The 12,685-nt window shown below is 68.1% G+C and carries 13 protein-coding genes; 4 read left to right on the top strand and 9 right to left on the bottom strand.

The genetic code is table 11. The features are described from left to right. Positions 1-72 precede the first annotated feature (72 nt). On the top strand, positions 73-501 hold the full coding sequence (locus tag FPY90_RS01290; RefSeq protein ID WP_498683405.1) for an arsenate reductase/protein-tyrosine-phosphatase family protein: 429 nt from the start codon (positions 73-75) through the stop codon (positions 499-501). A 42-nt stretch (positions 502-543) separates the two neighbouring features. Here the strand turns inward: FPY90_RS01290 and FPY90_RS01285 are convergent, their stop codons facing one another. The 4 genes from FPY90_RS01285 to FPY90_RS01270 all read right to left on the bottom strand — a co-directional run bounded on the left by FPY90_RS01285 (position 544) and on the right by FPY90_RS01270 (position 7,479). Continuing rightward, positions 544-996 carry a hypothetical protein gene (locus FPY90_RS01285; protein ID WP_498683403.1) on the bottom strand — a complete coding sequence of 151 codons (453 nt, stop codon included), beginning with the start codon at positions 994-996 and terminating at the stop codon, positions 544-546. A 198-nt stretch (positions 997-1,194) separates the two neighbouring features. Beyond that, entirely contained in the window at positions 1,195-3,900 is a 2,706-nt protein-coding gene (acnA, locus tag FPY90_RS01280) for an aconitate hydratase AcnA (protein ID WP_498683401.1), read from the bottom strand. A 181-nt stretch (positions 3,901-4,081) separates the two neighbouring features. Beyond that, positions 4,082-5,434 carry a class I SAM-dependent RNA methyltransferase gene (locus FPY90_RS01275; protein WP_071213394.1) on the bottom strand — a complete coding sequence of 451 codons (1,353 nt, stop codon included), beginning with the start codon at positions 5,432-5,434 and terminating at the stop codon, positions 4,082-4,084. Further along, a complete protein-coding gene (locus FPY90_RS01270; RefSeq protein WP_498683400.1) occupies positions 5,431-7,479 on the bottom strand; it encodes an APC family permease in 2,049 nt (682 codons plus the stop codon). Before FPY90_RS01270 ends, FPY90_RS01275 begins: the two co-directional genes overlap by 4 nt. 156 nt (positions 7,480-7,635) lie before the next feature. Between FPY90_RS01270 and FPY90_RS01265 the strand changes: the two genes are divergently transcribed. Both FPY90_RS01265 and FPY90_RS01260 read left to right on the top strand, forming a co-directional pair. Continuing rightward, positions 7,636-8,322: a potassium channel family protein gene (locus FPY90_RS01265; protein WP_498683399.1), complete on the top strand. Its 687-nt coding sequence runs from the start codon at positions 7,636-7,638 to the stop codon at positions 8,320-8,322. Next, positions 8,319-8,993 carry a potassium channel family protein gene (locus tag FPY90_RS01260; RefSeq protein WP_071213396.1) on the top strand — a complete coding sequence of 225 codons (675 nt, stop codon included), beginning with the start codon at positions 8,319-8,321 and terminating at the stop codon, positions 8,991-8,993. Before FPY90_RS01265 ends, FPY90_RS01260 begins: the two co-directional genes overlap by 4 nt. Before the next feature lie 22 nt (positions 8,994-9,015). Here the strand turns inward: FPY90_RS01260 and FPY90_RS01255 are convergent, their stop codons facing one another. Genes FPY90_RS01255 through dut form a run of 4 tightly spaced genes read right to left on the bottom strand, consistent with a single transcriptional unit; the run spans position 9,016 to position 11,542 of the window. Then, positions 9,016-9,744, bottom strand: coding sequence for a DUF3159 domain-containing protein (locus FPY90_RS01255; RefSeq protein WP_498683396.1), 729 nt, complete (start codon positions 9,742-9,744; stop codon positions 9,016-9,018). Positions 9,745-9,804: 60 nt separating this feature from the next. Next, complete coding sequence (locus FPY90_RS01250; protein ID WP_083410992.1) at positions 9,805-10,215, bottom strand: hypothetical protein; 411 nt, start codon at positions 10,213-10,215, stop codon at positions 9,805-9,807. Between the two features lie 4 nt (positions 10,216-10,219). Further along, positions 10,220-11,023, bottom strand: coding sequence for a DUF3710 domain-containing protein (locus tag FPY90_RS01245; RefSeq protein WP_498683394.1), 804 nt, complete (start codon positions 11,021-11,023; stop codon positions 10,220-10,222). Between the two features lie 48 nt (positions 11,024-11,071). Then, positions 11,072-11,542: a dUTP diphosphatase gene (dut, locus tag FPY90_RS01240; protein ID WP_071213400.1), complete on the bottom strand. Its 471-nt coding sequence runs from the start codon at positions 11,540-11,542 to the stop codon at positions 11,072-11,074. A gap of 137 nt (positions 11,543-11,679) precedes the next feature. Here dut and FPY90_RS01235 point away from each other — a divergent pair, with 137 nt between their 5' ends. Further along, positions 11,680-12,234 carry a DUF3093 domain-containing protein gene (locus FPY90_RS01235; protein ID WP_498683393.1) on the top strand — a complete coding sequence of 185 codons (555 nt, stop codon included), beginning with the start codon at positions 11,680-11,682 and terminating at the stop codon, positions 12,232-12,234. A 117-nt stretch (positions 12,235-12,351) separates the two neighbouring features. On the opposite strand, the gene FPY90_RS01230 is transcribed toward FPY90_RS01235, so the two are convergent. Beyond that, positions 12,352-12,660 carry a DUF4193 domain-containing protein gene (locus FPY90_RS01230; RefSeq protein WP_498683392.1) on the bottom strand — a complete coding sequence of 103 codons (309 nt, stop codon included), beginning with the start codon at positions 12,658-12,660 and terminating at the stop codon, positions 12,352-12,354. Positions 12,661-12,685 lie beyond the last annotated feature (25 nt).

Genomic DNA, 12,685 nt, shown 5'->3' with positions numbered 1-12,685 from the left:
CGAACCCGGGCGGGCGCCACTGGGCGGCTTTCCCCTTACCGAGAGTCCCCTCACCGAAGGATGCACCGCACCATGAACTCCGCCACCGGCCAGGAACCCACTGTCCTGTTTGTTTGCAACACCAACGGCGGCAAATCGCAGTTGGCCGCCGCGCTGCTGCGCCAAGCCGCGGGCGGCACCGTGCGGGTGCAGTCCGCCGGACTGCTCCCGGCGCACAGCATCAACGAACTCGCTGCCTCCGTCGCCGAGGAATCCGGCGCCGACATGCGTTCGGAGGTCCCCACTGCGCTGACCGAGCAGGCGTTGCGCGCTGCCGACCGCGTCATCATCGTCGGCGAGGCCCGGGTTCCCGAGCTGGAGGGCGTCACGATGGAACGTTGGGTGCCCAACGAAGCCCCCGCCGGGCTGGCCACCGATCGTGAGCGCATGGTGTTCCTGCGTGACGACCTTGCAGCCCGTGTGGCGGAGCTGAACGCCGATCTTGGAACGCCACCGGCCTGATGTCCCGGCCGCTCGGCTCGCCCGGGCATCGGCGCGCTCCGCTCAGGGCCCGGCGGGATCCCCGTCCCGGCGGTCGCGAACCTGATCGCGTCTCGCACCGCCCGCCTCGCTCCCGTCCGGCGCGCGGTCGGGATCCGTTTCTGGCGCGCGGTCCGGAACCGCGTCTCCGGACTCCGGGTCGAGCGTCTGGGCATGCTTGGCCCGCTCGCGGGCGCTGGAGCGTGCCGACTGGGCGCCGTCGCTGAGGTTCCGGGCTTCTTCCTGGAGGCGGTCGGCGTCCACTTGTGCCAGTTGCGCGTCAGCCGCGGCCCGTGCGGCCCGGGCTTCCTTTTCCCGTGCGTCCCGTTCTTGCTCGGACGCCGCCTCGCGCAATGCCTTCGCCTCTTCGAGGTCCTTTTCCCGCTTCCGCCGTCGCGAGAGGAAAAGCACCAGGCCAAGGACCACCAGAATGACCACGACGATGACGATGATCCACACCAGCTGGCTCGTATCCATGATGTTCGACCTCATTCCAATGGAGTCGGGGCTGATACGACCAGTAAAACCCAAAACCGGCGTTGAAGCCATGAAATCGCACGCCCGCGGCGGCCCGGGGCGCGGAAGATCCCCCGGCGTTAACGCCACAAGGGCGGTCCGCTCCGAATTGCTTCGGAACGGACCGCCCTTGCGGTGCGTGGATCGTGCGCCGGCTGGTTAGCTGGCGGAGATCTGGCGCAGGACGTACTGCAGGATGCCACCGTTGCGGTAGTAGTCCGCCTCGCCCGGGGTGTCGATGCGCAGGTCGGCATCGAAGGAGACGGTCTTGCCGTCCTCGGCCACGGCGGTGACCTTCAGGGTCTTGGGGGTGGTGCCGTTGTTGAGTTCGGTCACTCCCTCGACGGAGAAGGTCTCGGTGCCGGTCAGGCCCAGGGTCTCGGCGTTTTCGCCGGCCGGGAACTGCAGCGGAAGAACGCCCATGCCGATGAGGTTCGAGCGGTGGATGCGCTCGAACGACTCGGTGATGACGGCCTTGACGCCCAGCAACGCGGTGCCCTTGGCTGCCCAGTCGCGCGAGGAGCCCGATCCGTATTCCTTGCCGCCCAGGATGACCAGCGGGGTGCCGGCTTCCTTGTAGTTCTGCGCAGCGTCGTAGACGTAGGCCTGCGGAGCACCTTCCTGGGTGAAGTCGCGGGTGAAGCCACCCTCGACGTTGTCCAGGATCTGGTTGCGGATGCGGATGTTCGCGAACGTGCCGCGGATCATGACCTCGTGGTTGCCACGGCGCGAGCCGTAGGAGTTGAAGTCCTTGCGGTCCACGCCGTTGGCCAGCAGGTACTGGCCGGCCGGTGAATCGGACTTGAACGAACCGGCCGGGGAGATGTGGTCGGTGGTGACCGAATCGCCCAGCTTCAGCAGCACGCGGGCGCCGGAGATGTTCTCCACCGGTGCCGGGGTTGCGGTCATGCCCTCGAAGTACGGGGGCTTGCGGACGTAGGTCGAATCCTCGGCCCACTCGAAGGTGTTGCCCGCCGGGGTGTCCAGGGCCTTCCAGCGGTCGTCGCCGTCGAAGACGCCCTCGTAGCCGCGGGCAAACATGTCCGCGTCGATGGAGGAATCCATCGTGGCCTGGACCTCGGTCGGGGTCGGCCAGATGTCCTTGAGGAACACCTCGTTGCCGGCCTCGTCGGTGCCCAGCGAATCGTTCTCGAAGTCGAAGTCCATGGTGCCGGCCAGGGCGTAGGCGATGACCAGTGGCGGGGACGCCAGGTAGTTCATCTTCACGTCCGGGTTGATGCGGCCTTCGAAGTTGCGGTTGCCCGAGAGCACTGCGGTGGCGGAGAGGTCGTGGGCCTGGATGGCCTCGGAGATCTCGGCGTCCAGCGGACCGGAGTTGCCGATGCAGGTGGCGCAGCCGTAGCCCACGATGAAGAAGCCGAGCTTCTCCAGGTACGGCATCAGGCCGGACTTCTCGTAGTACTCGGTGACGACCTTCGAGCCCGGGGCGACGGATGTCTTGACCCAAGGCTTGGACACCAGGCCCTTTTCCACTGCCTTGCGTGCCAGCAGTGCTGCGGCAAGCATGACCGAGGGGTTGGACGTGTTGGTGCACGAGGTGATCGAGGCGATGGAAACCAGGCCGTGGTCGATCGAGAAGCTCGTGCCGTCTGCCTTGGTGACCTCGACGGAGGTCGACGGGCGTCCGATGCCCAGCTCGTCGGCTGCGCCTTCGGCGTAGTTGTGGATGTCCTTGCGGAACTGCTCCTTCGCGCTGGAAAGCTCGATGCGGTCCTGGGGACGCTTCGGGCCGGCGATGGAGGGAACCACGGTGGACAGGTCCAGCTCGAGGAACTCGGAGAAGCGGATCTCGCGGCTCGGGTCGTGCCACAGGCCCTGCTCCTTGGCGTAGGCCTCGACGAGGTCCACGTTCTCCTCGGAGCGGCCGGTCAGGCGCAGGTAGTCCAGGGTGACATCGTCAATCGGGAACATGGCCGCGGTGGAACCGAATTCCGGGGACATGTTGCCGATGGTCGCGCGGTTTGCCAGCGGAACCTCGGCAACGCCCTGTCCGTAGAACTCCACGAACTTGCCCACGACGCCGTGCTTGCGCAGCATCTCGGTGATGGTCAGCACGACGTCGGTCGCGGTGGCGCCGGCGGCGATCGCGCCGGAGAGCTTGAAGCCCACCACGCGCGGGATCAGCATGGACACCGGCTGGCCGAGCATCGCTGCCTCGGCCTCGATGCCGCCCACGCCCCAGCCCAGCACGCCCATGCCGTTGACCATGGTGGTGTGCGAGTCGGTGCCGACGCAGGTGTCCGGGTAGGCACGCAGCACGCCGTTGACCTCGCGGGTCATCACGGTGCGGGCCAGGAACTCGATGTTCACCTGGTGCACGATGCCGGTGCCTGGCGGGACGACCTTGAAGTCGTCGAACGCGGTCTGGCCCCAGCGCAGGAACTGGTAACGCTCGCCGTTGCGCTGGTACTCGATCTCCATGTTGCGCTCGAGCGCACCGGCGTTGCCGAATGCGTCGATCTGCACGGAGTGGTCGATGACCATTTCGGCAGGTGCCAACGGGTTCACGCGGGTGGGGTCGCCACCCAGGTCCTTGACGGCCTCGCGCATCGTGGCGAGGTCAACGATGCACGGAACACCGGTGAAGTCCTGCATCAAGACGCGTGCCGGGGTGAACTGGATTTCGGTGTTGGGTTCGGACGCGGGATCCCACTGGCCCAGGGCCTTGACGTGGTCCGCGGTGATGTTCGCACCGTCTTCGGTGCGAAGCAGGTTCTCCAACAGAACCTTGAGGCTGTACGGAAGGCTTTGCGCGCCTTCGACGGCGTTCAGCCGGTAAATTTCATATTCGTTGCCCTTGACGTCCAATACGCCCTTGGCACCAAAACTGTCCACATTGCTCACGGGGACTCCTCTCGCCGGATTCTTCATCTTCGTTGCACACCCACAAGGAAATCCAGTTAGGCGGTCCTAACTGAGTTCAACTCGTGGATTCTTGCGACAGAGCTATAGACAGTCTATCCCCCACCGCCCATCGAACCCCGCCAACCCGACATTTACGGGTTCAACGGGGTCACATCTTCGCTCAGCGGCGGACAAACAATCCGACCGTCTCCATGTGGTGCGTGTGCGGATACAGGTCGATGACCTCGACCTCGTCCAGTCGGAAGCCGGCAGCGGCCAGGTCTGCGGTGTCGCGGGCGAACGAGGCCGGATCGCAGGAAACGTAGGAGATCTTCTGGGCGCCCGAACGGGCCATCGCGGAGACGGCCGTCTTGCCTGCACCGGTGCGCGGCGGGTCAAGCACGATCGAGTCGAGCTTGGCCTTGCGGGTGTTCAATTCCCGCGACAGCGTCTTCTCGACACGGCCCTGGGAAATGATCGCCTGGGGGAACTCGCGCAGGTTCTTGACCGCGTCCTTGCTGGTGCCCGGGGCGCCCTCGATGGACAGCAGCATGCCGTCGTCGCCCACGGCCTTGGCCAGCGGGGCGCTGAAGAGCCCCGCGCCGGCGTAGAGGTCCGCAACCCGGGTGCCGTAGCCCGGGGACAGCTGGGCCATGACGCGCTCGACCAGGGTGGCCGGGGCCAGGCGGTGGATCTGCCAGAAGCCCTCGCCGGTGATCCGGTAGTCGTGTCCGGCCACGGACTCCGAAAGCCAGGTGCGGCCGCGCAGGCGCTGCAGCGCGCCGCGGCCGTCGGCCACCGAGCCGCCGACCTGGGTGACGGAGGCCGCGGAAACCCCTTCCGGCAGGCGCTTGGCCGCACGCCCGGCGGCCCCGGCGACCGTGCCGTCCTCGACGAACAGCACCAGCACGCCGGAGTCCTCCCCCGAGCCAACGGCAACCTCGATGCGGCTGATGCCCACCAGCGGCAGCTCCCAGAGCTTGAGCTCGTTGATCTTCGGATGCGCCAGCGGCATCTCCTTGACCGGGACCAGGTCGTTGGAGCGGAAGGGACTCATGGCCAGGCGGCCCTTGGCATCGACGGCGAACGCCGTGCGCGTGCGCCAGCCCAGCGCGTCCGCGCTCTCGCCCTCGGGCGCCCGCACACCGGTGAAACCGTGTTCGGCGGCGTCGATGCCGCCCAGGCGCTCCAGCTGCTCGATGAAGATCCGGCCCTTGATCTCCCGCTGGGCCTCCAGCGAGATGTGCCCGAATTCGGCGCCGCCCACCGGCAGCGCGCCGCGTGCGGCCGCGTGCAGGGAATCAGCCTGTGTCCAGAAATGCGGCACCCGGGATTCGGCCGGCTCGTGGACCTCCACGACGTCGCCGCGCCAGAAGCGGGCCTTCTCGCCGTCCTCGCGCACCGCGACGGACACCAGTTCGCCGGGGATCCCGTGGCGCACGAAGATCACCCGGCCCTCGTGGCGGGCGACGGTGTGTCCGCCGTGGGCGGGTGCGCCCAGGCGCACCTTCAGGATGTTTTCGTGCGTGCTCATGGCGTGTCTTTCGGCTTGGAGATCGGAAGTGTTGCGGAAGTGTTGCGGGGCTTGGTCCCGGCCGAGCCCTGCTCGGTGGGGCCCAGGAACGTCGAGACGTCCGAGGAGGCCAGGCGCCACGGCACCGAGGCCACCACGACCCCGGGCTCGTAGTGCAGCCGGTTTTTGATGCGCATCGCCGTCTGGTTGTGCACCAGCTGCTCCCACCAGCGGCCCACCACGTATTCGGGGATATACACGACGATCAAGTCGCGCGGGGAATCGCGCTTGATGGAGCGGATGTGCTCGATCAGCGGCGCGGAGATCTCCCGGTACGGGGAGGCCAGCACCGTGATCGGCACCGGGATGCCCAGGGCCTCCCACTGCTTCAGCGTCGCCTCGGTGCGCTCGGAGTCCGCGTCCACCACGATGGCATCGAGCTTCGAGGGCCGGGCGGCGCGGGCGAAGGCCACGGCCCGCAGCACCGGCTTGCGCAGCGTGGAGACCAGCACCAGGGCGTGCACACGGGCCGGCAGCGCGGTGGCCGAGTCGTCGGCGCCGATGGCCAGTTCCTTGTCGACCTGCACGTAGTGCCGGTGCAGGGAATCCATCATGAAGAAGAGCACCGCGATGCCCAGCACCGCCAGCCAGGCGCCGTGCACCAGCCGGGTTCCCAGCACGATCACCAGCACCGCCGCGGTGAGGCCGAAGCCCACCAGGTTCAGCAGCCTCGAGCGGTGGATGCGGGCGCGCACCCGCTTGTCCGGGGTCTGGGCCAGTTCGCGGCCCCAGTGCCTGATCATGCCCAGCTGGCTCAGCGTGAAGGATACGAACACGCCCACCACGTAGAGCTGGATCAGCGTCGGCACGTGGGCGTTGAAAAGCCAGATCAGCACGATGGCGGCGATGGCCAGGGCCAGGATGCCATTGGAGAAGCCCAGCCGGTCCCCGCGGGTGCGCAGCTGGCGGGGCAGGTAGCCGTCGGTGGCCAGGTGCGAGGCCAGGTTGGGGAAGGAATTGAAGGCGGTGTGCGAGGCCATCAGCAGCACCGCCACGGTCAGGGCAAGCACCAGGTACAGGCCCACCGATTCGCCGCCGAAGATCGCCTCGGCCAGCTGGCCCAGCACCGGGTGCTGGATGTAGTCCGCCGGGACCGGCCCCCCGTCCAGGCGCAGCCCGGTGGCCGGATCCTCGACCACATGGACCTGCACGGCCCGGGCCAGGTACATCGTCCCCAGGGTCAGCGCGCCGGCAATCAGCCCCAGCAGCAGCAACACGGTCGCCGCGTTGCGGGCCTTGGGCGCAGCCAGCGTGTGCACGTTGGAGATCGGGACCTCCACGCCCGTCAGCGCGGCCGAGCCGGTGGAGAAGGCGCGCAGCACCAGCAGCACGCCGGCCAGCCCGGTGAGCCCGTGCGGGTAGTCCGGGTCCGGGACGACCTCGAACCCGGCACTCGGTGCGGTGCCCAGATTCCCGGTGGCGGCCAGGATGCCGCCGGCAGCCAGCATCACCAACACCACCCCGACAAAGAGGTACACCGGTGCGGCGCTCCCGATCCGGGAGCGGCCGCGACCGCGCAGGTTCAGCACCGCCAGGATCACGACCCCGGCGGTCGCGATCCACGCCTGGGACCCGGCCATGGCGGGGAACGCGGCGATGACGTAGTGCGAAGCCGAGGAAATCGACACGGCCACGGTGAGCACGAAGTCCACCAGCAGGGCGGCGGCCACGGTGGTCCCGGCGCGGTGCCCCAGATTCACCGAAGCGATCTCGTAGTCCCCTCCGCCGGAGGGGTAGGCCTTCACCGACTGCCGGTAGGAGGCAATGATGACCAGCATGACGACCATGACGGCCAGGCCCACCGAGGGCGAGAACGCCATGGCACTCAACCCGGCCAGCGCCAGGGTGAGGATCACCTCGTCCGGGGCGTAGGCGATGGAGGAGAACGCGGAGGCGGAGAAAATGGGCAGCGCAAGGCGTTTGCGAAGCGGCGCCTGCTTCAGCCTCTCGGTCCTGAAGGGGCGCCCCACCAGAATCCGCTTCAGCGCGGCAAGGAATGAAAGCACGATCCAAAGCTAGCCGCCTTTGCCCCGCCCTGTCATACACCACACCGAACCCGGGCACGTGAACAATCACGCATCCGGGCCCCGAACCGTGAAACACTGGTGGTGAACCGTGCCGCGGAGGACCGCAGGCACACGGCGGGAACAAAGGGATGGATCATGGCGCACTTCGTCATCATGGGTTGCGGCCGGGTCGGGGTGACCCTGGCCCACACGCTCGACGACTCCGGCCACTCGGTGGCCATCATCGACCAGGACGACCGCGCCTTCCGCAGGCTGCGCCGCAACTTCTCCGGGCTGAAGGTCTCCGGGGTCGGATTCGACCGCGAAACCCTGGAACGGGCGAACATCTCCGAGGCCTACGCCTTTGCCGCGGTCTCCAGCGGCGACAACTCCAACATCCTGGCCACCCGGGTGGCTCGCGAGACCTACCACGTCCCGCACGTGGTGGCCCGCATCTACGATCCGGGACGGGCCGAGATCTACCAGCGCCTGGGCATCCCCACGGTCGCCGCGGTCCGCTGGAGCTCGGACCAGGTGCTGCGCCGGATCCTGCCCGAACACTCGCTCAACGGGGACTTCCGCGAGGCCTCCGGACGGCTGATCCTCGGCGAGGTCAACGTCCACGAGGGCTGGTACGGCTCCGGGCTCGAGGAGCTCGAGGCCGCCGCCCCGATCCGCATCGCCTACCTCTCGCGCTTTGGCGAAGGGGTGCTGCCGGTGCCCGGCATGCGGCTGCAGCAAGGCGACATCGTGCACGCGATGATGCCGGTCAATGCCGACAAGGACATCGAAAAGGTCCTTTCCGTCGCCCCCAAGCCAACCACGGAGCAGAACGCACAATGAAGGTCATGATTGCCGGAGCCGGCTCCGTGGGAAGTTCCATTGCCAAGGAATTGATCACCAACGGGCACGAGGTGCTGCTCATCGACGAAAAGCCCGAGGTCGTCTCGCGGGCCGGGGTCCAGGGCGCGCGCTGGCTCTTCGGGGATGCCTGCGAGCTCTCGGTGCTCAAGGAGGCCAAGCTCGAGGAGGTCGACGTGGTGGTCTCGGCCACCGGCGACGACAAGGTCAACCTGGTCGTTTCCCTGCTGGCCAAGAGCGAGTTCGGGGTCGGTCGCACCGTGGGGCGGGTCAACAACCCGAAGAACGACTGGATGTTCGACGACGCCTGGGGCGTGGACGTCGCGGTGAGCACCCCGCGCCTGATGACCGCATTGGTCGAGGAGGCGGTGGAGATCGGCGACCTGGTGCGCCTGATGACCCTGCAGTCCGGGGTCGTGTCGATGGTGGAGTTCACCGTGCCACACGATTCCGCGCTGATCGGGCGCACCCTGGGCTCGGTGCCGTGGCCGGACGACGCCACGGTGGTGGCGATCCTGCGCGACGACGTGCCCCTGACCCCCAGCCCGGACGACGTCGTCGAGGGCGGGGACGAGCTGTTCTTCGTGACCACGATCGTGGCCGAGGACCAGCTGCGCGCGGTGCTGCGCAACTCGGATTCCGAACAGCCGTAGCCGGCGGCGGCGCCGCCCCGGCCTATGCGGCAGGGTCGGTGGCCGGGGTGCCGGGTTGCGGGCGGGAAACCATCCAGGCGACCCACAGGCCCGCGGCATACAGCGGCACGCCCATGGCCAGGCGCGCGGCGCCCAGCGCCGGGACGTTGTCGGCGAAATACAGCGGAACCTGCACGGCCAGGCGCGCGGCGAAGACCCCCACCACGATCCAGGTCGCCCAGGCGTAGGCCTTGGTGCGGGACTTGCTGGAGCGCCACTTCGTGTTTTCCGAACGGATGAACCCGAAGATCACGCCCATCAGCGGCCAGCGAACCAGGATCGACACGACCAGCGCGCCGCCGTAGGCCAGGTTCGTGTAGAAACCCGGGACGTAGTAGTCCTTGGCCTCCCCGGTGACGCGGGAGAAGATCGCGCAGATTGCCACGCCCACTAGCCCGGTCAACGCCTGGGTGAGGACTCCGCGGCGCACCAGCCGGGCCACGGTGAACACCACCGCAACCGCCACCGAGGCGATCAGCGCCGGGTTCAGCTGCTGCCAGAGGGTGAAGATGACCAGGAAAACCAGGCCTGGAAGCAGCGACTCGAGAAGCCCGCGCACCCCGCCAACGGTCTTGAGCACGTCGATCTGCCCGTTGTCGCGGCGTTCGATCCCGGCATTGGCACCGATGCGCCGGGCCACGTCCTCGGCGCTCGGGCCGCTGTCGGCGCCGGGGCCCTCGGGCTTGGGGGTGTTTTCGCTGTGCTCGCTCATGGCCTTGTGTTGTCCTTGGGTGGCGTGGTGCTGTGGATGGGGGCGCCGCCGGGTGCCCGCTTATTTGGCGGCGGTGCGTTCGGGAAGGATCTCGTAGCGCGGGTTGAAGATCGTGGGGACCAGGTCGATGGGCGCCACCATGCCTTCGTAGCGGATCCTTGACCCGGCCAGGAGCCCCGGCACCCGGCGCTGGCCCACGAAGACCAGCCGCAGGTGCGGCACCGCGTTGCGGCGGCCACCCGGGGGTGCGGGGTGGTCCACGATCGTCACGGTGAAGGCCGGGGCCTGCTGCGGGGGAAGGATCGTGATGGATTCGACATAGCCGCGGTGGGCGATGCGCCCGCGCACCGGAAGTTCGGCCAGCGAGGCCAGGCGCTGGAATCCGGTCTGCGGCATGACACCTGCCGCGGCCGCAGACGCGGCGGGTGCCGGCTGGCCCGGCTTGGCCTTGGGCGCCTTGTCCTTAGGCACGTCGCTAGCCGATCTGGGTGATTTCCGGGCCGCGATCGGGGCGCTCGGTGCCAGGGACCTGCTCCGCGGCATCAGGTGACTCGTTCGCGCGGGCCAGTGCGCCGGCGGGAACCGTCAACGGCAAGAGCTCGGTCGGGGGCATCGGGGTGTCTCCGCGCACCACCACGACCTGGGCCAGTGCATCCTCCATGGCCTTGGCTTCCTCGATGTCGGTCAGCGCGGCGCCGCCGATCACCGCACGCAGGAACCAGCGCGGGCCGTCGACGCCCAGGAAACGCAGCACCACATGGCCCTGGCGTCCGTCGGGAGCCACCTGCGGAACCCGGGCCAGCAGTTCGTTGCCGAAACGGCCCGGGACCATTTCGGTTTCCCCGCCCTGGTCGGCGATCCCGGTGGCGATCTGCGTGGAGATCCCCGGCCACAGCTCATCGGTCTTGGGTGCGGCAAAGACCTGCAGCTGCATGCGCGAGCCGCCGATCTCCAGGGCCACGGCGATGACCCGCTGCGTGGATTCCTCGACCTCGAGGCGCAGCTGCAGGCCGGGGACCGGCTTGATCAGCAGGGCACCGAGGTCCAGGTAGCCGTCGTGGTCCTCGAAGTCGTCCCCGTCAAAGGGGCCCTGGGCGGTGTCCCGCACGGCGGCCGGTGCCGCTGCGCTGTCCCCGGCCCCCGGGGCGGACGCAGGTTCGGCGGCGGCCGGGACCTCCGCGGCCGGTTCCTTGGCCTGCTCGGCCGCGGCATTGAGCTCGGCGATCGTCTGCTCGGGCTGCGCCTGGGCTTCGGCCTTCTTCTTGCGCTTGAAAATCATGGAAGTAGCTCTCTTGCTGTGTCGACCGCGGAGATTCGGCGGCCGTACCTAGTGGCTGGTGGTTGCGGTTTCAAAACCGCCGGTGGAGCCAAAGCCGCCGGCGCCGCGCGCGGTGTCATCAAGTTCCTGCACCTGGATGAACCGGGCCCGTTCGACCCGCTGGATCACCAGTTGGGCGATGCGGTCCCCGCGCTTCAGCACGATCGGGGTGGTTGCATCCGTGTTCAACAACGTGACTTTCAACTCACCACGGTACCCGGCATCGACGGTTCCGGGCGCATTGACCACGGTCAAACCGTGCTTGGTCGCCAGTCCGGAGCGAGGGTGGATGAGTCCGACGAAGCCCAGCGGCAGCGCCAGGGAAACACCGGTGGGAACCAAGGCGCGCTGCCCCGGCTCCAATGTGACGTCCTCGCGGGCGCACAGGTCGGCTCCCGCATCCCCTTCGTGTGCATAGCTTGGAACCGGAAGATCGGGATCAAGCATTTTCAGGGCGATATCGACACTCGATGCGGACATGTGTTTTCCACTCCAGGGGTTCGGGTTGGGGTGTGCGCGCCGTCGGTGCGAACGCGCGCGTTTCGCCATTAACTCTAGTCCCTTGCGGCGGTTTCCGATGGCCTCGGGACAACGGCCCACCGCCTATGCTTGTGGGTATGGCCGAGAACCCTTCCCCAACGCAACCCGCCCCCGTCCACTTCCGAGAAAAGCTGTGGCCCGCCTGGTGGATCTGGGTCGTGACGCTGGGCCTGGGCGGCACCGCCGCCGTCGCCTTCATGCCCATTGGCATCTCCTGGGGCGTGGTTGCCGGCATCGTCGCCCTGGGCCTGATCGCCTTCGCGCTGGTCATGAGCACCCCCGTCATCGAGGTTACCGACCACTCCGTGCGCGTGGGCCGGGCCACCATCGAGCGCGAGTTCGTGGGCGAGGTCACCGGCTACCGCGGTTCGGCCGCCTACCACCAGCGCGGCCCGGGCCTGAACGGCATCGCCTTCATGTGCATCCGCGGCTGGATCGACCCGGTGGTGCGCATCGAGATCACCGATGAGCGCGACTCCACCCCCTACTGGCTGGCGTCCACCCGCCGCCCGGAGGAACTCACCGCGGCCCTGGGCGGGCTGATGGTGCAGTTCCGCGAGGCGCAGGAGGCCGGGAACGAGCCCGGCAGCGCCCACACCCCGGACTCCCCCGCCGGGTCGGAAACGGCCTAGGCCCCACCGGTCCCCCGCGGCAGCCAGAAGCGCCCGCCGTCTCCGTCCCCCGCATAAACACGGGGCAAGCGGAAGCGGCGGGCGCTTTGTCGTTCGCCGAGGGACCCGGCCCTCGGCCTAGCCCTCGCAGTCGGTGCAGTACAGCAGCCCGTCCTTTTCCAGGGCGATCTGCGAGCGGTGCCGCACCAGGAAACAGGAGGCACAGGTGAACTCGTCGGCCTGCGCCGGAAGCACCATGACCGCCAGCTCCTCGCCGGAGAGGTCGGCGCCGGGCAGCTCGTAGCTGTCGGCCAGTGCCGCTTCGTCTTCATCAATGAGGTTCGAGGCATTGGTGTTCGTGTTGCGTTGCGCCTTCAGCTCGGGCAGTGCCTCGGGCTTCTCATCGTCTTCGGCATGCTTTCGAGGTGCATCGTAGTCGGTTGCCATAATTGCTGCTTCACACTCCGCTTGG

Source organism: Arthrobacter sp. C2 (genome assembly GCA_024207135.1).
Lineage (GTDB): Bacteria > Actinomycetota > Actinomycetes > Actinomycetales > Micrococcaceae > Paeniglutamicibacter.
The sequence above is the reverse complement of the archived record's forward strand: the minus strand, read 5'-3'. Positions and strand labels throughout refer to the sequence as shown.